24 protein-coding genes and 2 riboswitches are annotated in these 26,724 nt (G+C 60.1%); of the genes, 2 read left to right on the forward strand and 22 right to left on the reverse strand.

The window, feature by feature from the left end:
* Positions 1-114 precede the first annotated feature (114 nt).
* The 3 genes from GE107_RS01020 to GE107_RS01030 all read right to left on the reverse strand — a co-directional run bounded on the left by GE107_RS01020 (position 115) and on the right by GE107_RS01030 (position 2,346).
* Positions 115-456 (reverse strand): hypothetical protein, encoded by a 342-nt coding sequence (locus GE107_RS01020; RefSeq protein ID WP_219637584.1) that lies wholly within the window; start codon positions 454-456, stop codon positions 115-117.
* A gap of 184 nt (positions 457-640) precedes the next feature.
* Positions 641-1,114, reverse strand: coding sequence for a YhjD family protein (locus GE107_RS01025; RefSeq protein WP_219637586.1), 474 nt, complete (start codon positions 1,112-1,114; stop codon positions 641-643).
* Positions 1,111-2,346, reverse strand: coding sequence for a DNA polymerase IV (locus tag GE107_RS01030; RefSeq protein ID WP_255570121.1), 1,236 nt, complete (start codon positions 2,344-2,346; stop codon positions 1,111-1,113). The genes GE107_RS01025 and GE107_RS01030 overlap by 4 nt, the downstream gene beginning before the upstream one ends.
* Before the next feature lie 256 nt (positions 2,347-2,602).
* Here GE107_RS01030 and GE107_RS01035 point away from each other — a divergent pair, with 256 nt between their 5' ends.
* Positions 2,603-3,283 carry an SOS response-associated peptidase gene (locus GE107_RS01035; RefSeq protein WP_219637590.1) on the forward strand — a complete coding sequence of 227 codons (681 nt, stop codon included), beginning with the start codon at positions 2,603-2,605 and terminating at the stop codon, positions 3,281-3,283.
* Between the two features lie 86 nt (positions 3,284-3,369).
* Here GE107_RS01035 and GE107_RS01040 read toward each other — a convergent pair whose 3' ends face one another.
* The 12 genes from GE107_RS01040 to GE107_RS01095 form a co-directional block, all read right to left on the reverse strand.
* Entirely contained in the window at positions 3,370-3,663 is a 294-nt protein-coding gene (locus GE107_RS01040) for a stage VI sporulation protein F (protein WP_219637591.1), read from the reverse strand.
* A gap of 119 nt (positions 3,664-3,782) precedes the next feature.
* Positions 3,783-5,570: an allophanate hydrolase gene (gene atzF / locus GE107_RS01045; protein ID WP_219637592.1), complete on the reverse strand. Its 1,788-nt coding sequence runs from the start codon at positions 5,568-5,570 to the stop codon at positions 3,783-3,785.
* Positions 5,567-9,202, reverse strand: a complete 3,636-nt coding sequence (gene uca, locus GE107_RS01050) for an urea carboxylase (RefSeq protein WP_219637594.1) — start codon at positions 9,200-9,202, stop codon at positions 5,567-5,569. Before uca ends, atzF begins: the two co-directional genes overlap by 4 nt.
* 31 nt (positions 9,203-9,233) lie before the next feature.
* Positions 9,234-9,884 (reverse strand): urea amidolyase associated protein UAAP2, encoded by a 651-nt coding sequence (locus GE107_RS01055; protein ID WP_219637596.1) that lies wholly within the window; start codon positions 9,882-9,884, stop codon positions 9,234-9,236.
* A 35-nt stretch (positions 9,885-9,919) separates the two neighbouring features.
* Complete coding sequence (locus GE107_RS01060; protein WP_219637598.1) at positions 9,920-10,639, reverse strand: urea amidolyase associated protein UAAP1; 720 nt, start codon at positions 10,637-10,639, stop codon at positions 9,920-9,922.
* Positions 10,640-10,684: 45 nt separating this feature from the next.
* A riboswitch (guanidine-I (ykkC/yxkD leader) is annotated at positions 10,685-10,806 on the reverse strand.
* Between the two features lie 47 nt (positions 10,807-10,853).
* A complete protein-coding gene (locus GE107_RS01065) occupies positions 10,854-11,660 on the reverse strand; it encodes an ABC transporter ATP-binding protein (RefSeq protein ID WP_219637600.1) in 807 nt (268 codons plus the stop codon).
* Between the two features lies 1 nt (position 11,661).
* Positions 11,662-12,462 (reverse strand): ABC transporter permease, encoded by an 801-nt coding sequence (locus tag GE107_RS01070; RefSeq protein ID WP_219637602.1) that lies wholly within the window; start codon positions 12,460-12,462, stop codon positions 11,662-11,664.
* A gap of 19 nt (positions 12,463-12,481) precedes the next feature.
* The gene (locus GE107_RS01075) at positions 12,482-13,513 is read right to left on the reverse strand and encodes an ABC transporter substrate-binding protein (protein ID WP_255570077.1); all 1,032 of its coding nucleotides are present in this window, start codon (positions 13,511-13,513) and stop codon (positions 12,482-12,484) included.
* A 90-nt stretch (positions 13,514-13,603) separates the two neighbouring features.
* A riboswitch (guanidine-I (ykkC/yxkD leader) is annotated at positions 13,604-13,718 on the reverse strand.
* A 241-nt stretch (positions 13,719-13,959) separates the two neighbouring features.
* A complete protein-coding gene (gene recG, locus GE107_RS01080) occupies positions 13,960-16,011 on the reverse strand; it encodes an ATP-dependent DNA helicase RecG (RefSeq protein ID WP_219637606.1) in 2,052 nt (683 codons plus the stop codon).
* Positions 16,008-16,859 (reverse strand): DegV family protein, encoded by an 852-nt coding sequence (locus GE107_RS01085; protein ID WP_219637608.1) that lies wholly within the window; start codon positions 16,857-16,859, stop codon positions 16,008-16,010. Before GE107_RS01085 ends, recG begins: the two co-directional genes overlap by 4 nt.
* 24 nt (positions 16,860-16,883) lie before the next feature.
* Positions 16,884-18,740, reverse strand: a complete 1,857-nt coding sequence (locus tag GE107_RS01090; RefSeq protein WP_219637610.1) for a DAK2 domain-containing protein — start codon at positions 18,738-18,740, stop codon at positions 16,884-16,886.
* Positions 18,741-18,873: 133 nt separating this feature from the next.
* Positions 18,874-19,233 (reverse strand): Asp23/Gls24 family envelope stress response protein, encoded by a 360-nt coding sequence (locus tag GE107_RS01095; protein WP_219637612.1) that lies wholly within the window; start codon positions 19,231-19,233, stop codon positions 18,874-18,876.
* Between the two features lie 237 nt (positions 19,234-19,470).
* Between GE107_RS01095 and rpmB the strand changes: the two genes are divergently transcribed.
* Positions 19,471-19,659 carry a 50S ribosomal protein L28 gene (rpmB, locus tag GE107_RS01100; RefSeq protein WP_219637614.1) on the forward strand — a complete coding sequence of 63 codons (189 nt, stop codon included), beginning with the start codon at positions 19,471-19,473 and terminating at the stop codon, positions 19,657-19,659.
* 131 nt (positions 19,660-19,790) lie between these two features.
* Here rpmB and spoVM read toward each other — a convergent pair whose 3' ends face one another.
* From spoVM to rlmN, 7 genes are all read right to left on the reverse strand, one after another.
* Entirely contained in the window at positions 19,791-19,871 is an 81-nt protein-coding gene (spoVM, locus tag GE107_RS01105; RefSeq protein WP_041064529.1) for a stage V sporulation protein SpoVM, read from the reverse strand.
* A 119-nt stretch (positions 19,872-19,990) separates the two neighbouring features.
* Positions 19,991-20,809, reverse strand: coding sequence for a TylF/MycF family methyltransferase (locus tag GE107_RS01110; protein WP_219637616.1), 819 nt, complete (start codon positions 20,807-20,809; stop codon positions 19,991-19,993).
* A gap of 327 nt (positions 20,810-21,136) precedes the next feature.
* Entirely contained in the window at positions 21,137-21,784 is a 648-nt protein-coding gene (gene rpe, locus GE107_RS01115) for a ribulose-phosphate 3-epimerase (protein ID WP_219637618.1), read from the reverse strand.
* A 1-nt stretch (position 21,785) separates the two neighbouring features.
* On the reverse strand, positions 21,786-22,691 hold the full coding sequence (gene rsgA / locus GE107_RS01120) for a ribosome small subunit-dependent GTPase A (RefSeq protein ID WP_219637620.1): 906 nt from the start codon (positions 22,689-22,691) through the stop codon (positions 21,786-21,788).
* A gap of 37 nt (positions 22,692-22,728) precedes the next feature.
* The gene (pknB, locus tag GE107_RS01125; RefSeq protein ID WP_219637622.1) at positions 22,729-24,828 is read right to left on the reverse strand and encodes a Stk1 family PASTA domain-containing Ser/Thr kinase; all 2,100 of its coding nucleotides are present in this window, start codon (positions 24,826-24,828) and stop codon (positions 22,729-22,731) included.
* On the reverse strand, positions 24,825-25,631 hold the full coding sequence (locus tag GE107_RS01130; RefSeq protein WP_370636200.1) for a Stp1/IreP family PP2C-type Ser/Thr phosphatase: 807 nt from the start codon (positions 25,629-25,631) through the stop codon (positions 24,825-24,827). The genes pknB and GE107_RS01130 overlap by 4 nt, the downstream gene beginning before the upstream one ends.
* Positions 25,628-26,695 carry a dual-specificity RNA methyltransferase RlmN gene (rlmN, locus tag GE107_RS01135; protein ID WP_370636201.1) on the reverse strand — a complete coding sequence of 356 codons (1,068 nt, stop codon included), beginning with the start codon at positions 26,693-26,695 and terminating at the stop codon, positions 25,628-25,630. The genes GE107_RS01130 and rlmN overlap by 4 nt, the downstream gene beginning before the upstream one ends.
* Positions 26,696-26,724: the final 29 nt, after the last annotated feature.

Below are 26,724 nucleotides of genomic sequence, written 5' to 3' on the forward strand. Positions count from 1 at the left end.
TTTTGACCGTGACGAATTGCGTAGGTCGTACGCCGCCGACAGGATTGTTGGCTACAGGTCCGGTTGACAATACCGCCATTCAGGCAATTCCTCCTTTCCGTGAAGATACGGTCCTTAAGTCCCTAATTCCTCGTCAGCCACAATCCGTTGAGCGCTGACGATTTCGCCATTTCCGTTCAGTCCCCAAACCGAAATTTCCGTGCTTGCTTCCGCTGGGCCGCCAGTCGTAAAGACGAATTCATAAGCAGCAAACGCAGCGAAGTAATTCTTCGTAATGACGGCATTGGGAGCGATAGCGAATTGTTCTAGCACGTATAAAGTTCTTGAACCGTCTAAATGGTACCCCTGAATCAAAACCGTTGCGCCATTGACTGCATCTCGATTCACAAGCTTGACAAGGAGCCGTTCGGTCGAAACAGGGCTATTATCGACTGGTCCGGTTGACAATACCGCCAATAAGTTTACACCTCCCGTTAACGAATAGGGGAGTTGCTAGATTCCCTCCCCTCTATAACGTATTAAGGATGCATTCCCCCTGCTTGTTTCTTTGCCCCGCTGTAAAAATACAATTGGATGAGAAAACGGAAAGCCCCTCATGGATGAAATGAGGGGCTTTCCGATGATCGCACCGTGCGGAAGTTCACTTCGCGTAGTCCTTGAGCAGCGCGTACATTTCGTTGATATAATGGATGACTCTTTCGTTGATTTCCGACCGCATGACCTCGCGTACCATCCCGAAACGCTCTTCGTACCCGCGGCACACGTAGCGATGATAGACAACGAGATCAGCCTGCTCATCGTTCAGGATTTTAATATTGCGCCGCCTCAGTTCGCGCTTCACGTTGTACATATCCTTGGTGACTCGATTCATCAGCAGCTGCGTCAACGCGGCGAATACCTTTTTCAGGACGTTCGGGGAATGTTGAACCTCTTCCAAGCTTTTTTGCAAGATGGTCAATAGATGCGGGAGCAGTACGTAATCCCGGATCATCCTTAGTTCCTCCGGCGTCGCCTTGCCTGCAGGTTTCGCATCATGACGCGACTCATATTGCTCCTGATGCTCGGTCAATAACATCTTGGATTGCCACCGTACGTTGCCCTCAAGTTTACTCACCGGTAATGACCTCCGATCTGTGCTGCGCGCTCGCGCGCTACGCCCGACTCCAGCAAGGAGGATGCCCGCATGATCGCGGCATCGCCGAATCGGTCCTTGATCGAATCCGTGGCCCGCTCAAGGTCGTATAACAACGCGCGGTCCTCGAACAGCGTGAGCTGGTACGCGTCGTCGTCGGAAAGTTGGGTCAGGGAAATAAAGAGACGGCTGATCGCCATCCCGCGCCAGTGCTCAGCGAACAATTTACGCGCGGCAGCGGCCACCTCGTGCGTCAGCGATGTCGCATGCGGCAGCGTCGTTTGCCGCCCGAACGAGAACGTTCGCTCCCCGTCGGTTTCCGCGGCCCCGACCGCCACGACGCGGCCTTGTTTGCCGAGGCGGCGCGCCCGGCGGCAGACTTCGATGACGAGTTCGAGGAGAACGACTTCGATGTCGGCTAATTTCCGGTAAAGGCTCGCGCGCAACGCTTTGCCGTGGCTAACCGATTTCAAAGCGCCGCGGACCGATGCGACAACCGGACTCGGATCGATGCCGCGCGCCGTCTGCCAATAGTATTCCGCTTGGATATCCGATTGTTTCCCCATTTCCCGCCGCATCTTCCGCTTGAACTCGCCAAGATCCGTTCGCGCGATGTCACCGATGGTTTGCAGGCCCATTCGCCGGAAATGGTGCGTCATGCGGTTGCCGACCATGAACATTTGGTGTACGGGAAGCGGCCATAAATCCGATTCGAGATTGCCTTTGCCCAGCTTGAAGATGCCGTCCGGACGCTTCTTGGCGAAGTTGTCGGTTGCCATTTTGGCAAGTATTTTCGACGGGCCGACGCCAACCCGCGACCATACCCCCGTAGACAAAAGCACTTTCGTCTGGATCTGGTGCGCAAGATCCCCGGCATCTCCCCGCGACAGCGACCCCGTCACGTCGAGAAATTGTTCGTCGATCGAATACGGCTCCACCAAGTCCGTGAAGGATTCGTATATTTCCGTGATCAGGAGGGAGATTGTAATGTAGGTCTGCATCCGGGGGCGTACGACGATGAGATCCGGACACTTCGCGATCGCTTCCCCCACGCGTTCGGCGGTCGTGACGCCGCGCGCTTTCGCGACGGGGCACGCCGCGAGAATGATTCCCGATCTTCGCTCGGGATCTCCGACGGCTACCGGCTTATCGCGATATTCCGGGTGAGCGGCTTTCTCGACCGAAGCGTAAAACGATTGACCGTCAATTAACATGATCGTGCGCTCTTGTTGTTTACCGGCCGCCACCCGAACCCCTCCGAACGAACGTTTGTTCCCCGAGTGATTCTTATTATATCCAGAACGCATGTTCCTATTCAAGTGGCAAATTGCGGAGTCTGCGCGAGTTGGGCTCGGTGAGAAGGCGTCGAAGATCCGGACAGCTGACCCCGCAAGGTTACGCACGTCTTTTCCCCTGCGTCCCGAAGCTGGTACAATCGGAATCAGACGGGTTTCGATCGGAGGGTTCGGGATGTGCGGAAGATATACGATCACCATCACGTTGGAAGAACTGATGCTGCGCTATTTCGCCGAGCTGCCCGCGGCTGAGTTCCACCTGCCGCGTTATAACGTGGCGCCGACGCAGATGGTTCCGGCTGTCGTGAACGACGGCCGGCGGAACCGCCTGGGGCTGCTGAAGTGGGGACTCATCCCCCCGTGGGCGGAAGACGAGAAGGCCGGCAGCCGTTTGATCAACGCCCGCGCCGAAACGCTGGAGGAACGCCCGGCTTACCGGGACGCCTACCGGCGCAAGCGGTGCCTCGTTCCCGCGGACGGCTTCTACGAGTGGAAAAGCGAGCCCGGCAAAGGGGGGAAACGCCCCTATCGGATCGTGCTGCGGGGCGGGGGCATGTTCAGCATGGCCGCCTTGTACGAGACGTGGACGGCGCCGGACGGGCGCAAAGTCGGCTCGTTCGCCATCGTGACGACCGAGCCGAATGCGCTGATGGCCGGCATTCACGACCGGATGCCCGTCATCCTGCGGCCGGAGGACGAAGCGCTGTGGCTGGACCGGCAGGTGCAGGACCCGAGCCTCTTGAGGCATCTGCTTGTTCCCTATCCGGCGGACGAGATGGAAGCTTACGAAGTGGACAAACGCGTCGGCAGTCCCGCCAACGACGACGCGGGGTGCCTGGAGAGGGTGGGAAGTTGACCGAGCCGGCGGCTTCCCGTCAGCATGACAAAGAGACAGCGCGGACGCTGTCTCCCGAGAGGACAAGCTTATGCTAGAATGCAAGATTACCGAAACATGGCCCACAGCTTGATGAGATGCAGCGTGTTGTTCGGGTCGATTTTCTGCGCCAGCACGAAGGCCACGAGCTGCTCTTCCTGAATGTCCGTCAGCGGTTCGTTCAGGATGCGCGCAGCCGTTTTCACCAGCTGGCGCACCTTGGCCCGATCCTGGAGATCGTACTTCGTGACTCCGTCCAGCAATGCCTTGATCCGGTCCTTGATGACCGGATTTTTCATTTTCAGCTTGACGCGTTCCACCAATTGCGGTTGGATGCCGTATTTTTGCCAGCTTGCGTTCATGGCCGTTTCCCCGCCCTTTCCGCCATGACTTCCGTTCATCTTATGCCGGATGAGTGCGGAAGATGATCGGGGCAAAAGCGGAGATGCGGCAGCGGATCGGCGAACCGTCCCTCGCGGGATTAAGGTTCCGTTCGTCCCGAGGAGCGGGCGGCTTCCTCCGGGACGTACCGCCACCCTCCGAAGGACGTCACGTCTTCCGAACCGGCTGCTGCATACGCTTCGCAGACGAAACCCGGCAGCTCGGAACCGTCCCGCAGCTCTACCTTCCCGATCCCAAGGGGCGCGGGAATGGCGGCGGCGAACGCCCCGAAGGCGGCTTTCGGCATTTCCCACACCTCCAGCTCGATCGAGGCGCCTCCCCCCGGCTGCTTGATGAGGCCCGGTTTCGCCGGAACGGTCGGCAACCGATACAGCCGGTATCGGGGAGCGGTCGCATCCTCCCGCACGAACCGGGCGCCATGCTCGCGCATCTGCTGTTCCAACGGATAGCCGCGCATGTGCAGTCCGCACACGGCAACCAGCGTCGTTTCCGTCGGCGGCGAAGGGGGAGCGTTCAAGAAAGATTCCGCAGCGCTCCACAGATAGCTCTCGTTCTCCGCGAGGGCGAACAGCGTGATGCCGAACGGAAGCTCCGGCGCCGCATCGTTCCCGGGCACGGCGACCGCGCATAAATCGAGCAGGTTGCAATGGTTCGTATAGCGGCCCATATCCCGGTTCGTTCCGACGGGATTCTGCCGAACCTGCTCGCGCGTCCACGTGCCGCCGCACGTCGGCATGGCGAGCACCGCGCCGTCGAGCCGTTTCCGCGTTTCCAGCCTAAGCGCCTGCAGCCGGTGCATCGCCTGAAAGAGCGAGGCCGCCGTATGCTCCGCGGAATTGCCCGAGCGGAGTATCCGCTCCGTCACCGGCAAGGCCGAACCCGGATGCGGGCCGATGAAGCCGCCCAGCGCGGCCCAGCGTTCAGCGATCCACGGCCCTTCATACAGCAAGGCCGCCGCTTCCTCGAACGGTTCGCAGTCGACAAATTCGATCGGGATGTTCAGCCGCCCCAGGCGCGCAACGGCCGCCTCCCATGCAGCTTTGTAATCCTCGGCGAAAGGCCCATAGAACGCGATGGAATCCCGGGGCAGAAGCAGTTTACGGGGGCCGTTTTTGCCGGCGGCAGGGTTCGGCAAACACCTCGACCAAGGATCGTCGGCATGATAACCGCGGGCAACACCGTCCACCCGCATCGCATCCTCCAGTTCGCACGCAAATACCGTCACGCAATCCAGGCTCGCGCAGGCGGGAACGACGCCCAAAGTCGGCCAGGCACCAAGGCTCGGCTTATAGCCGACAAGCCGGTTTAGCGCAGCCGGCACGCGTCCCGATCCCGCGGTATCCGTGCCGAGCGCGAATGCGGCATGCCCGCGGGCCACCGATACGGCGGAGCCGGAGCTGGAGCCGCCGCTGATCAGCTCGCCGCGCAGCGAGTTATGCGTTTCGCCGAACGGGCTTCGCGTCCCGACAAGGCCGGTCGCGAATTGGTCTAGATTCGTTTTCCCGAGCGGAATCGCCCCGGCTGCGATGAGCCGCTCCACCACAGCCGCATGATGGTCCGGCGTGTAGGCGTAATCCGGGCATGCGGCCGTCGTGGGAATACCGGCCAAATCGATATTGTCTTTGACCGCGAACGGGATGCCCCACAGCGGCAGGCTCTCCGGATCCAGGGAAGCGATCCGTTCCAGATAGGGACGGAGCGCCTCCAGGGACGGAGGCGTGATCCAAATGTTCATTTCCGCGTCCGACTCTGCCCGGCTTACGATTTCGGCGACGACGTCCGCCGGTGTCAATTCCCCTTTCTTGTACAGCTCCCGCAAGCCCCCGATCGTCAGCAACTGCGGAACCGCGGCGGTTGATCTGGTCATGCGCTCTCCACCTCCACTTCGGATTCCTTCGCGATTCCTGCCAGAAGCTGGCCCGCGTGAACCTGATCGCCGGGTCTCACATGGACGGAAGACACGACGCCGTCGCACGGGGCCAGCTGCAAAAACTCCATTTTCATGCTTTCCAGAATCGCCAGCTTGTCGCCCTTCTTCACCCGCTGGCCCGGTTCGATCAGCACCTTCCAAACGCTCCCGGGCATGGCGCCGCGAACCGCGACCGCGTCCGAGTGGAGCTCCGCCTCTTCCCCGGTTTGCGCCGGTTCCTGCTCGGATACGTATTCCGCAAGACCGAGGGCCTTCCAGCTTTCCCGTTCCGCTTCGAAAGCCGCTCTTTGCCGATACCGGAACGATTCCGCGCTGTCTTCGACCGACTCCAGAAAGGCCAAGTACTCCCCCAAGTCGAACGAAGTTTCCGTGACTTCCGCCTCGAACCGACCGCGCAGGAAATCTTCGCGCAGCTTGAGCAGTTCGTCCGCCTCGACCGGATAAAACCGGATCTGATCGAAAAAGCGCAGCAGCCACGGCTTGCCATCCCGGAAGCTTTCCGTCTGGCGAAGGCGGTTCCACATCTGGATCGTCCGGCCGACGAACTGATAGCCGCCCGGTCCTTCCATGCCGTACACGCACATATAAGCGCCTCCGATCCCGACGGCATTTTCCGGCGTCCAAGTGCGCGCGGGATTGTACTTCGTCGTGACGAGGCGATGGCGGGGGTCGGTCGGCGTCGCCACCGGCGCGCCCAGATAGACGTCCCCCAAACCGAGCACGAGATAATTCGCGTCGTAAACGATTTTTTTCACTTCGTCCACGCTGTCCAGCCCGTTGATGCGCCGGATGAATTCGATGTTGCTCGGGCACCACGGCGCGTCGGGGCGCACGTTCTGCTGGTAGCGTTCGATCGCAAGCTGCGTGGCCGGGTCATCCCACGATAAAGGCAGGCGCACGATCCGTGACGGCACCCGATAAGATTCCAACGGCGGCAGCTTCGCGTCGATCTCCATCACTTTGAGGCACGCCTCTTGTACGGTTGTCTTCGAAGGGTCGATATGGATTTGCAGGGAGCGGATACCGGGCGTCAAATCCAGCGCCGGAATGTCCCCGCTTTCCCGGATCGCCTGCATCAGCGCATGCACTTGGAAACGGAGCAGCAAATCGAGCTTCGGCTCGCCGTATTCGACGAGCAGATTCCGGTCGCCGCTGCAGCGGACCGTAATCGCGAATCTGCGGTTCCCCTCTTCCCGCGCCAGCACCGGATAGCCGGGTTCGAGCAGCCGCGCCTCGGGCAGCCGGGGGATCGCGGAGATTTGCCGCGCGCCGTTTTCGATCGCTTTCAGGCCTTCCTCCTGCTGGCGTCTGAGCGCTTCCGCGTCCTCCAGCGTCAGAAGGCGGAAACGGATTTTGTCGCCGGGACGGAGCTGGCCGAGTTTCCAAAACTCCGCCGAAGCCGTCGTCGCCGGGCAGACGAATCCGCCGAGGCTCGGACCGTCGGGTCCGAGCAAGATCGGCATGTCGCCGGTCAAGTCCAGGGCGCCGACCGCATAGGCGTTGTCGTGAATGTTGGACGGGTGAAGGCCGGCTTCGCCGCCATCCTCCCGGGCCCACAACGGCGCGGGTCCAACCAGCCGCACGCCGGTGCGTGAGCTGTTGAAATGCACCTCCCATTCCGTTTCCGTCAACTGCGCCAAATATTCGGGCCGAAGGAATTCCGTCGTGCAGTGCGGGCCCGGGATGACACCGACCGTCCAGTTCGGGAGCAGCATCGGTCGGTGCGCAGCGGCGAGCGCTTCCAGCCGCGCCGGTTCTACCGCTTCGCGAACCGCCAGCACGTCTCCGGGCCGGAGCGCCCGTCCGCCGTGGCCGCCGAAGCCGCCGAGCGTAAAGGTCGACGCGCTGCCAAGGTTGAGCGGCATGTCGAATCCTCCGGCAACGAGCAGGTAAGCCCGCATCCCTGTCTTCGCCTCGCCGAGGCTCAGCACTTGGCCTCTGCCCGCACGAACCGGTTCATAGAGCGGTACCGGCCGTTCGTCAAGCGTCGCCTCCATGTCGGCCCCGGTCAGGCAGAACCACATGTCGTTCCGGAACCGGAAAGAGCCGCCCCGAAGCGTCAGCTCAAGGCCGCTCGCGGAATCGTCGTTGCCGAGCAGCTTATTGCCGATCCGGAAGGAGAGCGGATCCATCGGACCGCTCGGAGGGACGCCGACATCCCAGTAGCCAGTCCTCCCAGGCCAATCCTGGACGGTCGTCTGCACGCCGCCGTCCAGCACCTCCAGCGCGTGTTCCGCTGGCTCGAAGCCGGCGAGCAGCCGGGTATGGACGTTTCCTTCCCTCACCCCCGGATCGTCCAACAAAGCCTGCAGATATTGAAGGTTGGTGGTCAAGCCGTAGAAGCGCGTCTCCTCCAGCGCTTGCAGCAGCTTGGCGATCGCGTCGGCCCGATCCGCTCCGCGAACGATTATCTTCGCCAGCATCGGGTCGTACAGCGTCGTAACGGTGACGCCGTCCCGCACCCACGTCTCGTTTCTCGAGGATTCCGAGAACACGGCGCGGTCCAGCTGTCCCGCGCTCGGACGGAATTGCTGCAGGCAATCTTCCGCGTAAATCCGCGCCTGGATGCTATGGCCTTCCGGTTCGCGGACGAGCGACCGCAGATCGCGGAGCCCGCCTTCGGCCTCCCGCACCATCCATTCGACCAGATCGATGCCGAGCACTTCCTCCGTTACGCCATGCTCGACCTGCAGCCGCGTGTTGACTTCCAGGAAATAAAACTCGCAAGTTTGCGGATCGTACAGGAATTCCACCGTGCCCGCGCTCCGGTAACCGGCCGCCTCCGCCAGCCTTACGGCAGCCGCGGACATGGCAGCGCGGACGCCGGAAGGCAAATTCGGAGCCGGGCTTTCCTCCACCACCTTCTGGTTGCGGCGCTGGATGGAGCAGTCGCGCTCGCCCAGCGCGACGACTTCCCCGAACCGGTTGCCGAAGATTTGCACTTCGACGTGGCGTGCCTTCGCGATGTATTTTTCCAGAAACACGCCGCCGTTTTTGAAATTCGTTTCGGCCAAGTGGCGGACGGCCTCGTAGGCTTCGCGAAGCTCGTTCTCGTCCGCGCATACGCGCATGCCGATGCCGCCTCCGCCAGCAGTGCTTTTCAGGATGACCGGATAACCGATGTCTGCCGCCTCGCGGACCGCTTCCGCCAATTCAGCGATCAGCGCGGTTCCCGGCAGCAGCGGAACTCCGGCTTGCTTCGCGATTTCCCGCGCGGAATGCTTAAGGCCGAAAGCTTCCATCTGCTCCGGCGCCGGACCGATGAAGACGATCCCCCGTTCCCGGCACGCGCGCGCGAATCCGGCGTTTTCGCTCAGGAAGCCGTATCCCGGATGGATGGCCTGCGCGCCCGTCTCCACCGCGGTTTTCATAATAAGCTCCGCGTTCAAATAGCTTTCCTTGGCCGGACCTTCTCCGATGAGCACCGCCTCGTCGGCAAGATCCACATGGAGGCTGTCCTGATCGGCCTTCGTATAGACGGCGACCGAAGCGATCCCCAGCTTGCGGAGCGTCCGTTCGATGCGGACGGCGATCGCCCCCCGGTTGGCGATAAGCACTTTTGTGAACATGCGGTCCCTCCTCGCGGATGTCGCGAACGCCTTACGAATCCCAGATGAGAAGGCGGATCGGCGTCGGATTGTAGGCGTTGCACGGATTGTTCAGTTGCGGGCAATTGCTTATGAGCACGATCGTGCGGCACAGCGAGCGCATTTCCACGTAGCAGCCGGGCCCGGATACCCCGTCGGCGAACGTCAGGCCGCCGTCCGGCGTGACGGGCACGTTCATGAAAAAATTGACGTTCGGCGCCAAATCGCGCTTCGTGAAGCCGCCGTCCCGTTTGGCCAACTGCAGCATGAACGTATCGCGGCAGTTGTGCATGTGCAGTTTCTCATGCGCATAGCGCACCGTGTTGCTTTGCGCCGAGCAGGAGCCGCCCAGCGTATCGTGCCGGCCGCACGTGTCGGCCACGATTTCCAGCAGCGCTTTGCCCGATTCGGCACGAAGCACTGAGCCCGTCGTCAAATAAATGTTGCGCTGTCCGGCGATCGTCGCCATGGCGCTGTAGTGGTCTTCCGGATGATCGGCGTCATAAAAAAGCGTATCCGCCGCCTGGTTGCCTTCTACGTCCACGATTCGCAGCACCTGGCCCGGCAGCAGGTCGTACATCCAGCCGTCGCCTGCCGGAACCGTCATATCGTAGATGGCATCTTCGGCGCGGCGCGGGCTTTCCACCCTATGGAATGCGGTCATCTTCATCATCCTCCTTGTCGTAGATTGCGGCCCGCCTATCGGCCCAAGAGCGCGTAATATTCCCAGGTATTCTCATAGGCGCGGCGGTTTTCCGGCCGATGATTGACGCAAACGTCGTCGCCGCAGACCGGCTCTGCCTCCCTCGCTTCGATTCTGACCGGGACGGATGGATACGCCCGGCTTGGATCAAGCGGATTCGGCGTGTTCGAAAGCACCAGAAGCACATCCATTTCCGTACGAAGCGTCACCGCGGCACCGGAGGGACAGTGGCCGGCGGCAAATTGCATGTTGCCCGCCGCGTCGCAGACCACCTTCGAGAACAAATTGACAACCGGCGACAAATCGCGTGCCCCGAGTCCGTTCCGGACAAGCTCCGTGACCAGGTTTTCCTGCCCGCTGCGCAGCCAACCGTTGCGAAGTTCCTGGTACGTGGTGACGCCGTATCGGGCGTCCGTCAGCTCCCGGGTCGTGTACCCGCCAAGCGGATCGTGCCAGCCCAGGTTGTCGTCCACGAAACCGGCCATGGCCCGGCCGTTATCGCTCATAAGCACGTTCCCTTTCGTCAAATGCGAGGTGTGCTGCGCCTTCAGCGTATCCGGCATATTGTAGTGTTCCGTCAGATCCTTCGCGTTGAACATCAGCAGGGATACGTTCGCCCCTTCTCCAAGCGCCGTAAATCGGATCCGCTTTCCCCTTCCGACCGTCCCCGACCATTTACCGCCGGGCTCTAACGTTTTGCTCCAAATGACCTCCATCTTCGTCCCTCCCGCAAGATAAGAAAAAGCCCGAGATACTTTGCGTTCTCCCAGGCTTTTGTCCTTCCGTGTTATACGGCCGTCCCGCAAGCCGCGAAAGACCGTACGCCGTCTCTCGGACCAGTCCCGCCCCGGTTCGGGGCGGCGGAACCCTAGACAGCATTGGCGTTGACAAGGCTTAAAGGCAGCCCGGTCAACCGATATTCGATTATGTTCAATCGTGATGGTGCCCGATCATGGACACGATCTGCTTCTTCAATTTCAGGAACGGCTCTGCGTCCCGTCCGTCGGGGTGGCGCTTGATATCCTCCGGAATCGCGATCTCGGCGCGGATTCTGCCGGGATTTGGATCCATCACGTACACCCGCTCCGACAAGAACACCGCCTCTTCGATATCATGGGTAATGAACACGATCGTCGTCTTTTCTTTCTGCCAGATGTCCACAAGCATCGTTTGCATGGCTTCCTTCGTCTGGGGATCGAGCGCCCCGAACGGTTCGTCCATGAGCAGCACTTCGGGATTCGCCGCCAACGCCCGCGCGATCGCGACCCGCTGCTTCATCCCGCCCGACAGCTCTTTCGGAAACGATTTGGCGAATTTCGTCAGCCCGACGAGCTCCATGAACCGGTCCGAAACGGCGCGTTTCTCGAACAGCGGCACATTCTTGAGGGTCATTCCGAACTCGATGTTTTCCCGGACGGTTAACCAAGGGAACAACGTATATGACTGGAAGACCATGCCGCGGTCGGCGCCGGGACCTTCGATCGTGCGGCCGGAGACGAGAACCGTTCCGTCGCTCGCCTCCTCCAGCCCCGCGAGAATGCGCAGAAGCGTGGACTTCCCGCAACCCGACGGGCCGACGAAGCTGACAAAGTCATTTTCGAAAACTTGAAACGATACCCGGTCGAGCGCGAGCAATTGCTTGTTTTTGGAGCGGTACATTTTGCTGACGCTTTCTCCGCTGATCTTGAGCTTCGCGGGTTCCGCGTCCGTCAATGTGATTCTCGCGGCGGACAGCATGTTATCGGCCTCCTTCCAGCCAGGGGAAAAAGCGTTTGTGGCAAATGGCGAAAGCGCGGTCCGTCAACAACCCGAGCAAGCCGATCGTGATAATGCCGACGAAGATGACGTCCGTATTCAGGAACCGCTGGGCCTTCAGAATCGAAAACCCGAGTCCGCTGCTGGCTGCCACGAGCTCCGCGACGACGAGATACGTCCAAGCCCAACCGATCATCATCCGCATCGTGTTCATCAGATCCGGCATGACCGCGCGCAGCAGCACTTGCTGGATCGCTTGCCGTCTGGTGGCCCCAAGCGTGTATGAGACCTGGAGCAGCTCGCCCGAAACCGAACGCACGTTGTCCGCCACCATCAGGATGATCTGGAAAATGCAGCCGAGAAAAATGACCCAAATTTTCGCCATCTCCCCGATACCCGCCCAAACCATGATCAGCGGCACGAACGCGGTAGCGGGCATGTAGCGGATGAATTCGGATTGCGGGAGCACGACCGCTTCCGCGAACCGGAACGTCCCCGCGAAGATCCCGATCGGAATACCGACCAAGCACGCCAGCAGGAATCCGATCGAGACGCGGGAAATGCTGATGCCGACGTGATTCCAAAATTCGGGGCTTACGATCTGGTTGCCGAACTGCTCCAGCACCTGCAGCGGCGTGGGGAGGAACGTCCGCTCCACCCATCCTCCCCAGCTCGCCGCGCTCCACAGCGCAAGCACGATAACGAAGGTGCCGGCGACGCCCCCCAAGTACCAGCCCCGGCCGATTTCTCCGCGGATTTGCAGGATGGATGATCGCTTTTTCATGATGCAGGCCTCCGCTCGCTTATGGGTTTCTTTCCTTGGCGACTTCCTCTACGAAATGTCCGTCCAGCACGTCCGTCAAATCCGGCACTTGCGATACCATGCCGACGTCCTTCAAGAATTGCGCCGTCGTTTTGCCGGTGTAAGCGAGCGAAGTGTAATCCTGCTGGTCGCCGAATGCCTTAAGCGTGTCTTCGAGGGTGAAGATTTTGACGCTGTCGACGCTTTTCTTGTATTCCTCGACCGGCGTCTCTGCGGCCTTCGCCATGATCGCGAGAGATTCGTCGGGATGGGCTTTCCAATAATCGAGCCCGTCGTACCAGGCTTGAATGATTTTTTTGACGTCGTTCGGCCGCTCCTTGGCGATTTCCTCCTTGAAGACGAGAAGGTCGGGAATGAGTCCGGGCGTGTCCGCCGACGAAAACAGCAGCTTACCTTTCCCTTCGCTAACGGCTTTGCTGAGGAAGGGCTCCCACAGCACGGCGGCGTCGAGGTTGCCGGAGATAAACGCCGGTCCCGCATCGTTGACCGTCATGTTCGTGAAATTGACGTCCTTTTCGGTCAGACCCGATTTTTGCAGGCCCGTCAGCATAAGGAGGTGATCGACCGTCCCGAGCTCCGTCGCGATCTTCTTGCCCTTGAGGTCGGCCAGAGACCCGATTTCCGGTTTTACGACGATCCCGTCCCCGCCGTTCGAATTATCGTTGACCAGCACGGCTTTCAGCTTGATGCCCTTGCTGGCCGGCGCGATCGTATCGCTGAGCGTTTGGCTGTTTGCGTCCACCTGGCCCGTGGCGAGCGCGGACAGCGAATCGCTGTACACCGGAAACCAGACGAGCTCCACATTCACGCCGTTTTTCTCGAAAAAGCCCTTTTCCTTGACGAGATACCAGACGAACCAGCCCGGCCAAGGACTAAGCGCCAGCTTGATCGGGTCCGACGAACCGGAGCCGCCTCCGGACGACTGCCCTTTCCCGCCGCCGCATCCGCTTGCCAGCAAGGAGATTAGCAGCACAACCGACAGAAGAGTCAAAATCCGCTTTTTTCTTGTCATCCCCATCATCGCTCCCTTATCTTTGTTTTCAGGTTCTGGGACACGATTGTTCCCGAAAAATAAAAGCCCGGAAAGATATCGTTGCGGATATCCTCCCGGGCTTTTGTCCCTCCGTGTACACGCGCTTGCCGCACGTGCGTTTTCTCTTGGACCAGACCGGCGTTGGAAAGCGAAATCCCGCCGCGGAACCCTAGAAAACCGAACGTTATTCAATTGGGTTGAGGTAATTGTACACAAACCCCTTTTATGTGTCAATATATATTACATAATTTTATTTATTATGCTCGATACGCAGTGTTTTGTATGTGTGATGTAAGTTATTATTACACGAGGGCTGATGAAATTTCCTTTCCTCCTCTTCCCGCTTACTTCGGAATAACAGAAGTTCGAGCCTTGCAAAAAGCGAGACGAAAAAGCCTTGACCCATAAGGCCAAGGCTCACACCCTCAATCCAGAGGCTCCCCCTGCAGCCGGGCCTCCCGAAGCAAGTATTCCCGCAGCCGGGCGTAAGCCGCCGAAGTCCAGAAATCCTCCTTCGCCGTCAGCTCCGCAGCGTCGTCGCGGGCCTGCTCCAGCACGGCGAAATCGTTCAGCAGGTTCGCGAGGCGGAACTCCGGCATGCCGCTTTGCTTCGTGCCGAAGAAATCGCCGGGACCCCGAAGCTCCAAGTCGCGCCTCGCGATTTCGAAGCCGTCGTCGGTTTCGGTCATCGCCTTCATCCGCTCCTGGCCGGTCTCCGATTTCGGGTCGGCAATGAGCACGCAGTACGACTGATGTTCGCCGCGCCCGACCCTCCCGCGCAGCTGATGCAGCTGGGACAGGCCGAACCGCTCCGCATCCATCACGATCATGAGCGTCGCGTTCGGCACGTCCACCCCGACCTCGATCACGGTGGTGGACACGAGAACGTGCGTCTCGCCCGCCGCGAACGCGCCCATCGCCGCCTCTTTCTCCGCCGGCGTCATCCGGCCGTGCAGAAGCCCGATCGACAGCCGCGGAAGCGCCTGGCGCAGTTGCGCATGCAGATCGATGGCGTTCTGCACGTCGAGCTTCTCCGACTCTTCGATCAGCGGACAGATGAAGAACGTCTGACGTCCGGCGTCAGCCTCCCTCCGGATAAACCCGAGCACCCGATCCATCATTTCATGCTTCACCCAGTACGTCTTGATCGGCTTGCGTCCCTTGGGACGCTCCCGTAGCGTGGACACGTCCAGATCTCCGAATACGGTGATCGCGAGCGTCCGCGGAATCGGGGTCGCCGTCATCGTCAGGACGTCGGGGTTCATCCCCTTCCGGCGGAGAATGCTGCGCTGGTTGACGCCGAAGCGATGCTGCTCGTCCATGACGACGAGACCCAACCGGCGAAAATAGACATCCTCCTGAATGAGGGCATGCGTACCGACGACGATGTCGAGGAGGCCCATCTGCAACGACGCGATGACGTCGCGGCGTTTGCGCTCCGTCAGGCTTCCCGTCAGCAGCCCGACCTGGATGCCGTGCGGCTCGAACAGCTTGTCCAAGGAGCGGGCATGCTGCTCGGCCAATATTTCCGTCGGCACCATCAAGGCGCCCTGGTTACCGTCCCGCACGGCCGCGTAAAGCGCCACGGCGGCGACGACCGTTTTGCCCGCGCCCACGTCGCCCTGCAGCAGCCGGTTCATCGCGTACGGACGTTTCATGTCGAGCAGGATTTCGTTCAGCACCTGCTTCTGCGACTCGGTCAGCTCGAAAGGCAGGCCGCCCACGAAAGCGCGGATCTCCTCGTTGTTCACGCGGTGGGCGATCCCGTCCGGCTGTTTGCGGTTCGCCGCGCGGTAAGCCTGAAGCTTCATCTGGAACAGGAACAGCTCTTCATACACCATGCGCCGGCGCGCTTCCTGCCCCTCGTGCGTGTTCTCGGGCCGATGGATCCGCATGACGGCTTCCCGGCGCGGCATCAAGTCATGGCGGGAGACGAGCTCCGCCGGCAGCAGCTCCGGAATCAGGGCCCCGTACTGGTTCAAGGCCCGGTCGATCGTTTTGCGCATCCAGGACTGCGTGATGCCGCCGCCGACGGAATAAACCGGCTGAAGCGTCCCCGATTTGGCCGCGCCGCGGTCCGGGAATTCCGACTCGGCCACGGTGATCTGCCGCCGTCTCTGCTCCCATTTGCCGGTGAGCGTAATGTCACGGCCGATCGTCAAATGCTCCTGTAGGAAGGCGCGGTTGAACCAAACCGCCGTCAGCAGCAGCCCCTCTACCGTCACTCGCACCGTAAGCCGCGATTTGCGGCCGTAGCGCTGCAGGGAAGGCATGGACGCGATCGTCCCCTGCACCGTGATTTTTTCGCCGTCCTTCGCCTCATGAAGGGGGCGGACACGGTAATCCTCGTACCGGAACGGATAATAATCGATCAGATCTCCGACCGTGGAAATGCCCAAGGCGTGAAGCTCCCCCGCTTTCGAGGTGCCCACGCCTTGAAGCCGTTCCACGGGAATGGCGAATATATCGTTCATCATGCCGGGGTCACGAACACGCCTACGGTTCCCGGCCCGGCGTGCGTGCCGACGACGGGTCCGATGGCCGTCTCCAAGTAAGAACGGACGTCGAAACGTTGCTTGAGCAGCGCCGACAGTTCTTTGGCGGTCTCGTCGAATCCCGGCGTGAGCGCGATCATGAGGTTAATGGGGCGGCTGCCCAAATTCGCTTCGAGAAGCTCGGCGATCCGCGCCATCGCTCGTTTCTGTCCACGCACCTTGTCGACCGAGGTAATGACGCCGCCATCGTCGATGGTCAGAATCGGCTTAATGTTCAGCAGCGAGCCGACCAAAGCCGCCGCCTTGCCGATCCGGCCGCCTTTCTGCAAATATTCCAGCGTATCCACGAGGACGTACAGGCGCATGGCCCGGCGCAGCCGATGCACCTCCGCGACGACTTCCTCCGCGGCAGCGCCCCGGGCCGCAAGCTCGGCGGCAGCCACCACGATATGGCCGTAACCGTAAGAGGCCGAACAGGAGTCGATCACGGTGATGTCCGCCCCGTCCTCGAACATCGATTTCGCGATGACCGCCGATTGATAGGTGCCGCTGAAAGCGCCGGACAAGTGCACGGATACGACAGAACGCCCTTCGTCGGTCAATTTTTTGAAGACATCGTAAAAATCGGCGGGCGAAGGCTGGGATGTGGTCGGCAGAGCTTGCGAACGGGTCAGCTTCTGATAGAATTCGTCCGGCTGAAGCTCGATATTGTCCAGATAGGTTTCGCTCCCGAACATGACCTTCAGCGGCACCATGGAAATGCCGAGCCGATCCCGCAGTTCGCGCGGAATGTCCGCGGTGCTGTCCGTTACCAATGCGACCGATGCCATGTGCTTGTCCTCCCGACAGGTTCTTTAAGGTTCAACCGCGAACAAGAACGGGTACAGCGGCTGTCCGCCCTCGTGCGTTTCCACTTCGGCATCCGGATAACGTTCGCCGAGCCAAGCCTCGAGGCGTTCCGCCTGCTCTTCGGCCGCGCCTTCGCCGGTCAGGATGGTCACGATTTCCCCGCCGCCGGATAGCATCCGCTCCAGCAGCCGGAAGCCGGCTTCTTCCGCGCTGTCCGCCGCCGCGACGATCGTTTTGTCCAGGATGCCGATATATTGGCCCGCTCGGATGTCCAGGCCGTCCATTTGCGTGTCCCGTACCGCCTGAGTAACCGATCCGGTCAGCACGCGTTCGAACGCTTTCGTCATCCGTTCGACGTTCGCCGATTCGGAATCTTCCTCCTGGAAAGCGAGCATGGCCGCCATGCCTTGCGGAATGGTGCGGGTCGGCAGCACCGTGACCGGGCGGTCGGCCAGCTCGGCCGCCTGTTTGGCCGCCAGCAGGATGTTCGGATTGTTCGGAAGCACGAGCACCGATTGGGCGGACAAGGAATGGATCGCGCCCAGCAAATCTTCCGTGCTCGGGTTCATGCTCTGTCCGCCGGAGAGGACCACGTCCACGCCGAGGCTGCGGAACAGCTCCGCATTGCCTTCGCCGACGCTGACCGCCACGACCCCGTATGCCGCCATTTCATGGGCGTCGGGATTCGGCTCGCTTTCGGGGGACGCGGTGACGCCGGCCAGCTCGTATTCTCCGGCCGGAATGCCGGACGCCGCCTCCAGCCCCAGCGCTTCCGCGCCTTCGGGAGGCTTCGGCGCTACCGGCGCCGCGGCGGTTCCGTCTTGCGGCGCGGCTGTCCCGGGAGCGGCCGCTGCCGCGGGGCGCAGCAGCTCCCGGTGCTGTTCGCGCATGTTCAGGATATGCAAATGCGTCAGCTCGCCGTGGGCCAGGGCATAGTTGAGCACGTCGCCTGGCCGCCGGCTGTGCACGTGAACCTTCACGATGTCGCCGTCCTCGATCAGGATGATCGAGTCCCCGTCCCGCTCCAGGGCTTGGCGGAACGACTTCTCCGGAAACGGAGCCGAAGCGGGCGCGCGTTGGATGAAAAATTCCATATCATAGGGGAAATCGATGCTTTCCGTTTCCAGCTTGGCTTGCGCCGCGCTGCCCGCGGAAGGCTTCGGCGCCGGAACGGCCCTGGAAGCCTGAGGAGCGGGAGCGGCCGCCGCGGCAAACATCGTTTCCCCCGCGGTATCGACGGCCGGCATGCCGGTCAAGTAGGCCAGGAAGCCTTCGTACAAGCAGACGAGGCCTTGGCCGCCCGAATCGACGACTCCGACCTGCTTCAACACCGGCAGCATTTCCGGGGTGCGGTTCAGCGTCTCGGACGCTTTGGCGAGCACTTCCCGCATGAATTCGGTCAGGTCCGCCGTCCGGCGGGCCGATGTCGCCGCTTGCCGCGCAGCCTCCCGCGCGACCGTGAGGATCGTCCCTTCGACCGGTTTGACGACCGCCTTGTAAGCGGTGTCAACTCCTTGCTGCAAAGCGTTTGCGAATTGGGTCGCGTTCATTTCGCGCTCGCCCTGGGCGGCACGGGCGAAACCCCGGAACAATTGCGACAGTATGACCCCGGAATTGCCCCGGGCGCCCATCAACAGTCCTTTGGAGAGGGCCTCGGCGGCTCGTCCCACTTCATCCGAAGGTTTATGGTTCAATTCGGCCACGCCGGCCGTCATCGTCAAGTTCATGTTCGTTCCCGTGTCCCCGTCCGGTACCGGGAAGACATTCAAGGCGTTGATGCGGCTCTCGTTCGCGGATAATCTCGCCGCGCCGGCCAGCACCATCGCCGTCCATTCCTTTCCGTTCAAAGAACGCCTGCTCAAGCTGACTGTCTCCTTCCTATAGTGCGTTCGGTGAAGCGCGCCTCTGGCGTCACGTCCGAACATGCACAAGTGCGTTCGGTGAAGCGCGCCCTTGCGTCACGTCCGAACATGCACAAGTGCGTTCGGTGAAACGCTACTTCATGACGCGTACGCCTTGCACGAAGATGTTGACGAAATCGACCTTCAGCCCTACGACTTCCTCAAGCACGTATTTCACTTTCGACTGAATGTTGTGGGCGACCTCCGATATTTTCGTGCCGTAGCTTACGATGACGTACAAGTCCAAATGGACCAGCTCTCCCTCGCGCCGGACCTCGACGCCGCGGGACAAGTTTTCCCGTCCGAGAAGCTCCGCGATGCCATCCTTCAACCCTTTGCGGGAGGCCATGCCCACCAGTCCATAACAATCCATCGCCGCCGATCCGGCGATGACGGAGATCACTTGATCCGCTACGTCGATTTTTCCGTTTTCCGTGGCCAGCTGCATGGGCATGGAAATTCACTCCTTTATGCCTGTATTATGGACCATACCTCATTGTACTATAAAAAAACGGGAGATTGAAGCCGTTTTCTCCGCTTCCCGTCCGAAACCGGCGAAATCCGACACCGTTCGTTCCTTCCGCAGCGCTCTGAACAAAGTCCCGCCCGATTTTCGGGATTGCAACGATTGACCGCCCTGTGATATGATAATGTGGTGTTTGTAAGGTATCGGTAGGGAGGTGGATTTTCAATGGCTCGCAAATGTTTCGTTACGGGAAAGAAGCCGGGCACCGGCAATCATGTCTCTCATGCCAACAACCATAACAAACGCTCTTGGGGCGTCAACGTGCAGAAAGTGCGCATTCTGGTGAACGGCAAACCGAAACGCGTTTATGTCAGCACCAAGGCCCTGAAGTCCGGGCTTGTGACTCGTGTATAAGGCGACCCATCGTTTGTCAAAAGGGCTCTTCCGATAGGATCCGAATGCGGATCCGACCCGGCGAGCCCTTTTCGTTTCGCATTTATTTCGACGTCACGCCGGCAGGTTCCTTTGTCAGTGGCCGGAGGGCGTCAATTTTTATGAAACGTGTTCAAGATCGCTTTGACGAAGCCGCCCAGAAATTTCGGCAGCTTGATGGTGTAAAACTTCATTTCTCCCATCCCTCCTCCGGCGTTTCCGGCTGTTAATCCAATGTATGCAAGACGCATTTTGTCCTAACACACCTTTTCCCGCGAAGTTTTGCTGCTTATGACCGGACCCGGCTCCGCCTTCATGATTTATTTTTCCTCCAGTAGACGCCTGTCCAATCTATCGTAACCATTGGTTCTTGAATGTTGTGCTCCCGGCGAAAATCATCTACTGCCTCCTTGCATGTACGCAGACCATAATCGTCGATGATGACAAACCCGCCCGGGGTCACTTTATCGTATAAATTGTTTAGACAATCCATCGTCGATTCGTACAAATCTCCATCTGCACGCAGTATGGCGATTTGGTCGATGGGAGCGGCAGGCAGCGTATCTTTAAACCAGCCTTTCAAAAACTTTACTTGTTCATCCAAAAGATCATATTTACGGAAGTTTTCTTGGACCTGTTCCAAAGAAACCCTCAAATAGTCGAATTGATAAAACGTATCTCCGGCATCCACCGGATATTTGGCAGGATCCGGTTTGGGCAGACCTTCAAAAGAATCGGCTACCCATACGCGCCGGTTATCGATGCCGTAAGCTTTCAAAAACCCTCTCATGAAAATACACGATCCGCCCCGCCAAACTCCTGTTTCAATGAAATCCCCTTCTATATGATCGTTCACCACGCTCTTCATGCAGGAGAGCAAATTCTCCATACGCAGCCGGCCGATCATGCTATGAGCGACAAGTGGCCAATCTCCGCCTTTCCTGCGCACTTCTTTATTCGGTTGGAAACGTTGAACGACTTCGAACCCGTGATTTTTAGTATACTCCAAAATATCGGGAGGAAGCGCCGCTTGGTCAATCGGCTTGTACTCCGCTTCTTCCAGCCATATTTCATATAAAATCGTCTTGATTAGCAATTCCAGATATAACTCCTTTACAGGATCGTTAGTCACTCTACAAAACCTCCTGTGAAAAGTCCTTAATGGAAAATATATTCAAGGGGGAGCGTTTTGAAGCTTACAGTAACCTAGCTATTTCTGAAATGCTTTCGAATAAGCCTATGCCAGTGAACGAAATACAGAATTACGGTAAGCCCTTCAGCGCGCTCGACTTACCTGATTCTTCCGGGTATTTCGCCGAGTCGAGCATACTTGATCTTTGTTTGTGAAACGGTCAGCTGCAGAAAAAAAAGCTCCCCTGCAGCAACAGATTTTATTCCATAATCTGTTTACTGTATGGGGAGCAGACCGTTCTTGGCGGTTCGATTCTTGCTTGGCTTTCTATGCTTTCAATGATGCGACCGCTTGCCTGCGGTCCGAGTGGCCGAAGAAATAGCTTCCGGCCACCAGCACGTTCGCTCCCGCTTCCCTGACAAGGGGCGCGGTTTCGTCCGTGATGCCTCCGTCCACCTGGATATGGACGTCCGGCCGACCGAGCGCGTTCAGCCGGCTTCTCAGTTCCCGGATCTTGGGAAGCATGCCGGGAATGAACGATTGCCCGCCGAAGCCCGGGTTCACCGTCATGATGAGAAGGAGATCGATGTCTTCCAGCACATGGTCCAAAACGGCCAGCGGGGTATGCGGGTTAAGCGCGACTCCCGCCGGAAGGCCCAATTCGCGGATTTGGTGCACGGTACGGTGGAGATGCACGCAAGCTTCCGCGTGAACGGTCAGCCGGTCGGCCCCGGCGTCCACCATCGCGGGAAACAGCGTTTCCGGCCGCTCCGTCATCAAATGCACGTCGAACGTCAGGGCGGTCGCCGAACGGACCGCCTTCACCACCGGCGCTCCGAATGTCAAGTTGGGCACGAAATGGTTGTCCATGATATCGATATGGATCCAATCGGCGCCGGCCGCTTCCGCGCTCCGGATTTCTTCTCCCAGCTTCGCGAAGTCCGCGGCCAGAATCGATGGGGCTATCATGAGCATGTCAGTACCTCCGAGGTTTCTCTTTCCGCTCCGCCATGAAGGCTTTGTAGTTCTCGTACCGGGATTCGGCGACCTCCCCGTTTTCCGCCGCCCGGCGGACGGCGCAGTCCGGCTCGTGGATATGCGTGCATCCGCGGAATTTGCAGCCGGGAGACAGCTCCCGGAATTCCCGGAAACAAGGGCCGATCTCATCGACGCCCAGCTCCGCGAAATCCAGCTGGCTGAAGCCGGGCGTGTCCGCCACGAGGCCTCCGCCCCGCAGCGGCACCAGCTCCACGTGGCGGGTCGTGTGCTTGCCCCGGCCCAGCTTCTCGCTGATTTCGCTCGTCTGGAGCGAGAGCCCCGGAACGAGCGCGTTGAGCAGCGAGGACTTGCCGACGCCGGACTGTCCGGCGAACACCGCGATGTGACCGGACAGCCGGTCTTCCAGCTCCGGAATTCCGGTGCCGGCATTCGCGCTCGTGACGAGCACCTCGTACCCGATGCGACGGTAGAGCGCTCCGGCGCTCTCCATGGCGCGGCGGGCTGCGTCGCCTTCCGGCCCTTCCGGGATACGGTCCGTTTTGGTCCATACGAGCAGAACGTCCAGTCCGGCATGTTCGATGTGCACCAGAAACTTGTCCAGCAGCGTTAAGTTCAGGTCCGGATGGACGACCGAAAACACGAGCACCGCCAAATCCGCGTTGGCCACCGGCGGGCGGATCAATTCGGAGCGGCGAGGCAAAATTTCATCGACCGTGCCTTCTCCGTTCTCCGTTTCGCCGTATACGACCCGGTCCCCGACGAGCGGGGACTCCCCGCGTTTCTTGAATATGCCCCGGGCCCGGCACTGCACGGCTTCTCCGCCTTCCGGCCCGAGCACGTAATAGTAACCGCTGAGCGCCTTCATGATGATTCCTTCCGGCATCAGCTCACGGCTCCTTCGCCTTCATGAAAATTCCCGCTCATTGTCCGTTCCCTTGTCCGCCCGTTTGCCCGTCCGTTTGGCCGCCGTCGCCTGCCGGCGGCTGGTCCGAGCCGGATGCATCCGTCGTCGCATCGGTTCCGCCGGCTGCGTCCGTCGCATCGGCCGGCATGTCCTCGTACGGCACCGGTGTACGCGCGATTTCCTTACCGTCGCGGTAGACGATGATCGTCCCGTCTTTGCCGGGACCGAGGACGAGCGTGACCGGGAAGGTCGTGGTCTGGCTGATTTTCCGAGGGGCATCCCAATAATCCCGGTTATCCCCTTTGGCGTCCGAGACCACGATCTTGATCGTGCTCTGCTGGCCTTCCTGCGCCGGAGACACCGTCACGTTCCAAGTGGGCTCCTTCGCGTCAGGCGGATAGCCCGAGCTGACATACAGCGTCACTTCCGTTCCCGGAGGCACCTTCTCGTTCGGCTCGGCGGGGAATTGCTTGAACACTTTCCCCTTCTCCGCCATATAACTCGGTTCGGTAATGACTTTGTCGTCCTTCAGCTTCAGGTTGTTCTTCTCCAGCTCGGCGCGGGCTTCGGCCTCCGTTTTGCCGATCAGGTTCGGCATGTCGATCTCTTCCTTGCCTTTGCTTACGGTCAGCGTGATCGCGTCGTTCTCCGGATCGAACGGGTCGCCTTCCGCCGGCTTCTGATCCAATACGGTGCCGGGCTCGCTGTCGTCGAACACCTCCTTGGGACGGATGTTGTCCGGGTTGACGCCGAGCTCCTCCAGCTTCGAGCTGGACTCCTCCAGCGTCAAACCTTTCAGTCCGGGCATCGGCGGCAGGTCGGGTGCCTTGCTGACGGTCAGCGTGATGAGCGAGCCTTCCTTGACCTTGATGTCCTGCTTGGACTGCTTGAGGACGGTGTTTGGCTCGACTTCTTTATTGACTTCATACAGAGGAGGTTCTTCGACTTTCAGCCCGACTGATTCCAATTTGGCCCTGGCTTCGTCAAGCTTCATGTGGATCACCGAAGGTACCATGACGTCCGGCGGCGTCAGCGAGCCCTTGAGCGCGATCACGGCCCAGACGAGAACCCCGATCAGCACGGCCGCCATTATCCCCAGCACGGTCGGAAGAACCCACCGGCGCCTGGGCTTGTCCTCCAGCCCCCGATTGTCCCACCGTTCCTCGGCGGCACCGCCCTTGATCGCGGGTGCCTCGATCGTATTCCGCATGTCGGGGCGGATGGCCGGAATGACCCGGGTCTTGTCCGATTCCGGGTCGTCATCGCTGCCGAAATGCACCGGAGGTTCGTTCAGCCGCTGAGGCTGCAGGCAAGTTTCCAGATCCGAGAGCATCTGCGCGGCGGACGCGTACCTCTCCTGAGGATTTTTGCGCATCGCGCGCAGGATGACGTTCTCCACGCTTTGCGGAATGTGCGGATTCACTTTTCGCGGCTGCTCGAACGGCTCCTGCAAATGCTTGAGCGCCACGCTGATCGGGCTTTCCCCCAGGAAGGGGAGACGGCCGGTCAGCATTTGGTACAGCACGATGCCGAGCGAGTAAATGTCCGATTTCTCGCCCGTCGCGACGCCTTTCGCATGCTCCGGGGAGAAGTAATGGACGGACCCGACCACCGAACCTGTTTGGGTGATGGTGGACGAGGTGGCGGCGCGGGCGATGCCGAAATCCGTCACCTTCACCCGTCCGTTGTAGCCGATCAAAATGTTGTGGGGCTTAATGTCGCGATGGATGATTTGATTCAGGTGGGCGTGGTCCAACGCGTCGCAGATTTGCGAAGCGATTTTGACCGCTTCGTCGGTCTGGAGCGGCGCCCTCTCGCGGATGATTTCGTTTAAATTCGCCCCGTCGACGAATTCCATGACGATATAATGCGTATCCTCTTCCTGTCCGACATCGTAAATGCTGACGATATTCGGATGGGACAACGACGCGGCGGCCTGCGCTTCGCGGCGGAAACGCCGGACGAAGTCGTCGTCGTGAACGAATTGCTGCCGCAGTACTTTAACCGCAACGTAACGGTTCAGCAGGTTATCCCGGGCTTTGTAGACGAGCGCCATGCCCCCGCCTCCGACGCGGGCGAGCAATTCGTAACGGTTGCCTAGCGTTTGTCCGATCATGCTGTTCCCCCTCCCGCGGCCCTGGTCGTCGACTGCTCGGGCATGCAGCCTGCGATCGCTTCGTCGTCTCCCACGAGCACGACCGTCACGTTGTCTTCGCCGCCTGCGTCCAAAGCCATTTCGACGAGACGGTCCGCGACCTGCTCCAGCGCGGCGCCGGGCTGGGCCAGCGTCATCTGGAGCAGCTGCGGTTCCACCATGTTGCTTAATCCGTCGCTGCACAGCAGCAGCCGGTCTCCCGGCCGCCAATCGATCGGCTTCACGTCCGGCCTCACGTCCCGATCGGTGCCGACCGAGCGCGTAATCGCGTGCCGAAGCGGGTGCCGGGCCGCTTCTTCGGGGCTCAATTGGCCGGCTTTGAACAGCTCGTTGATGACCGTATGGTCGTCGGTCAGCAGTTCAAGTTTCCCGCCGCGAAGGCGATAAATCCGGCTGTCGCCGACATGCCCGATCCAGCCCCCGTGCCGGTTCAGCACGGCGGTGACGACGGTCGTGCCCATGTTGTGGTACTGCTCGTTCAGGGAAGCCGTCTCGTGCACGACCTTGTTCGCCTTGCGGATCATCTCCTGAAGGCGCACGACGCCCTCGTCCTGCGTCCATTCCGGATCCCAGAACTGCAGCGCGTCCGCGAGGCATCCGACCGCGAGCTCGCTTGCCACGTCCCCCGCTCGATGGCCTCCCATGCCGTCCGCCACGATGACGGCCGTCCACCCGTCTGCCAGCGTTCCGCTCCAAGCCCTGTCCTCGTTGACCTGGCGCACTTTGCCGACATGCGTTCTCCAAGCCGTCCTCAAACCGATCACCCCGTCGTCGCTTCCATGTGCTTCGCCCGCAGTTGGCCGCAAGCGGCCGCGATATCGTGCCCTTGCTCCCTGCGGATCGTCGCATTCACGTTTTTATTCACCAATATGCGCTGGAACTCGAAAATGTCATCCCTCGGCGTGCGAACGTAATCCCGCTCCGGCACGTAATTGACCGGGATCAGGTTAACATGGCAAAGCATGCCTTGCAGCACGTTCGCCAGCTCTTCGGCGTGCTCGGGCCGGTCGTTAACGCCGCCGATCAACGCATACTCGAATGTCACCCTCCGCCCCGTTTTCTCGATGTAATAGCGAATGGCGTCCATCACTTCGTTAAAGGGGTAGCGGCGGTTCACCGGCATGAGCTTGGACCGGAGCGCGTCGTTCGGCGCGTGGATCGAGATCGCGAGATTGATCTGCGTGTTCTCGTCCGCGAACTTGTACATGCTCGGCACGATGCCGCTGGTCGAAACGGTGATATGACGCGCGCCGATGTTCAGCCCCTTGGGATGGATCATGGTGCGCAGGAATTTCATCGTGGCGTCGTAGTTCTCGAACGGTTCGCCCGAGCCCATGATGACGATGCTGGAAACGCGCTCGTTTTCGGTATCGAGAAGCTTCTGGCACTGCACGACCTGGGCGACGATTTCCCCCGGCGTCAAGTTGCGTTTGAGCCCGCCCAGCGTGGAAGCGCAAAACGTGCAGCCGATCCGGCAGCCGACCTGCGTCGTCACGCATACGCTGTTTCCGTAATTGTGGCGCATGAGCACGGTCTCGATCGCGTGGTTGTCATGCAAGCCGAACAAATATTTCACCGTTCCGTCCTTGGACTCGAATTTGGCGATCTCCGTCAAGGTGACGAAACGGAAGTTCTCTTCCAGCTTGCCGCGCAAAGGCTTCGGCAGGTTGCTCATCTCTTCGAACGAGCCGACCCGTTTCACGTACAGCCAGTCGTAAATTTGGCCGGCGCGGAAAGCGGGTTCTCCCTGCTCCTTGATCCAGTCCTGGAGCTCCTCCAGCGAGAAATCGTAAATAAACGGTTTCTCGTTCTTCTCTTCTTGTTTCAAACTCGTCACCACCATTCGTTCTATTTTAC

Source organism: Cohnella sp. CFH 77786 (genome assembly GCF_019400745.1).
GTDB lineage: Bacteria > Bacillota > Bacilli > Paenibacillales > Paenibacillaceae > Cohnella.

Coding starts and splice junctions, on each gene's coding strand:
- GE107_RS01040 (WP_219637591.1), bottom strand. CDS start 3,663: ATGAACGCAAGCTGGCAAAAATACGGCATCCAACCGCAATTGGTGGAA.
- GE107_RS01055 (WP_219637596.1), bottom strand. CDS start 9,884: ATGACCGCATTCCATAGGGTGGAAAGCCCGCGCCGCGCCGAAGATGCC.
- spoVM (WP_041064529.1), bottom strand. CDS start 19,871: ATGAAGTTTTACACCATCAAGCTGCCGAAATTTCTGGGCGGCTTCGTC.
- GE107_RS01065 (WP_219637600.1), bottom strand. CDS start 11,660: ATGCTGTCCGCCGCGAGAATCACATTGACGGACGCGGAACCCGCGAAG.
- GE107_RS01085 (WP_219637608.1), bottom strand. CDS start 16,859: ATGGCATCGGTCGCATTGGTAACGGACAGCACCGCGGACATTCCGCGC.
- recG (WP_219637606.1), bottom strand. CDS start 16,011: ATGATGAACGATATATTCGCCATTCCCGTGGAACGGCTTCAAGGCGTG.
- GE107_RS01070 (WP_219637602.1), bottom strand. CDS start 12,462: ATGAAAAAGCGATCATCCATCCTGCAAATCCGCGGAGAAATCGGCCGG.
- GE107_RS01030 (WP_255570121.1), bottom strand. CDS start 2,346: ATGTTAATTGACGGTCAATCGTTTTACGCTTCGGTCGAGAAAGCCGCT.
- rpmB (WP_219637614.1), top strand. CDS start 19,471: ATGGCTCGCAAATGTTTCGTTACGGGAAAGAAGCCGGGCACCGGCAAT.
- atzF (WP_219637592.1), bottom strand. CDS start 5,570: ATGACCAGATCAACCGCCGCGGTTCCGCAGTTGCTGACGATCGGGGGC.
- uca (WP_219637594.1), bottom strand. CDS start 9,202: ATGTTCACAAAAGTGCTTATCGCCAACCGGGGGGCGATCGCCGTCCGC.
- GE107_RS01060 (WP_219637598.1), bottom strand. CDS start 10,639: ATGGAGGTCATTTGGAGCAAAACGTTAGAGCCCGGCGGTAAATGGTCG.
- GE107_RS01095 (WP_219637612.1), bottom strand. CDS start 19,233: ATGCCCATGCAGCTGGCCACGGAAAACGGAAAAATCGACGTAGCGGAT.
- rpe (WP_219637618.1), bottom strand. CDS start 21,784: ATGCTCATGATAGCCCCATCGATTCTGGCCGCGGACTTCGCGAAGCTG.
- GE107_RS01075 (WP_255570077.1), bottom strand. CDS start 13,513: ATGACAAGAAAAAAGCGGATTTTGACTCTTCTGTCGGTTGTGCTGCTA.
- pknB (WP_219637622.1), bottom strand. CDS start 24,828: ATGATCGGACAAACGCTAGGCAACCGTTACGAATTGCTCGCCCGCGTC.
- GE107_RS01035 (WP_219637590.1), top strand. CDS start 2,603: ATGTGCGGAAGATATACGATCACCATCACGTTGGAAGAACTGATGCTG.
- rsgA (WP_219637620.1), bottom strand. CDS start 22,691: ATGCCGGAAGGAATCATCATGAAGGCGCTCAGCGGTTACTATTACGTG.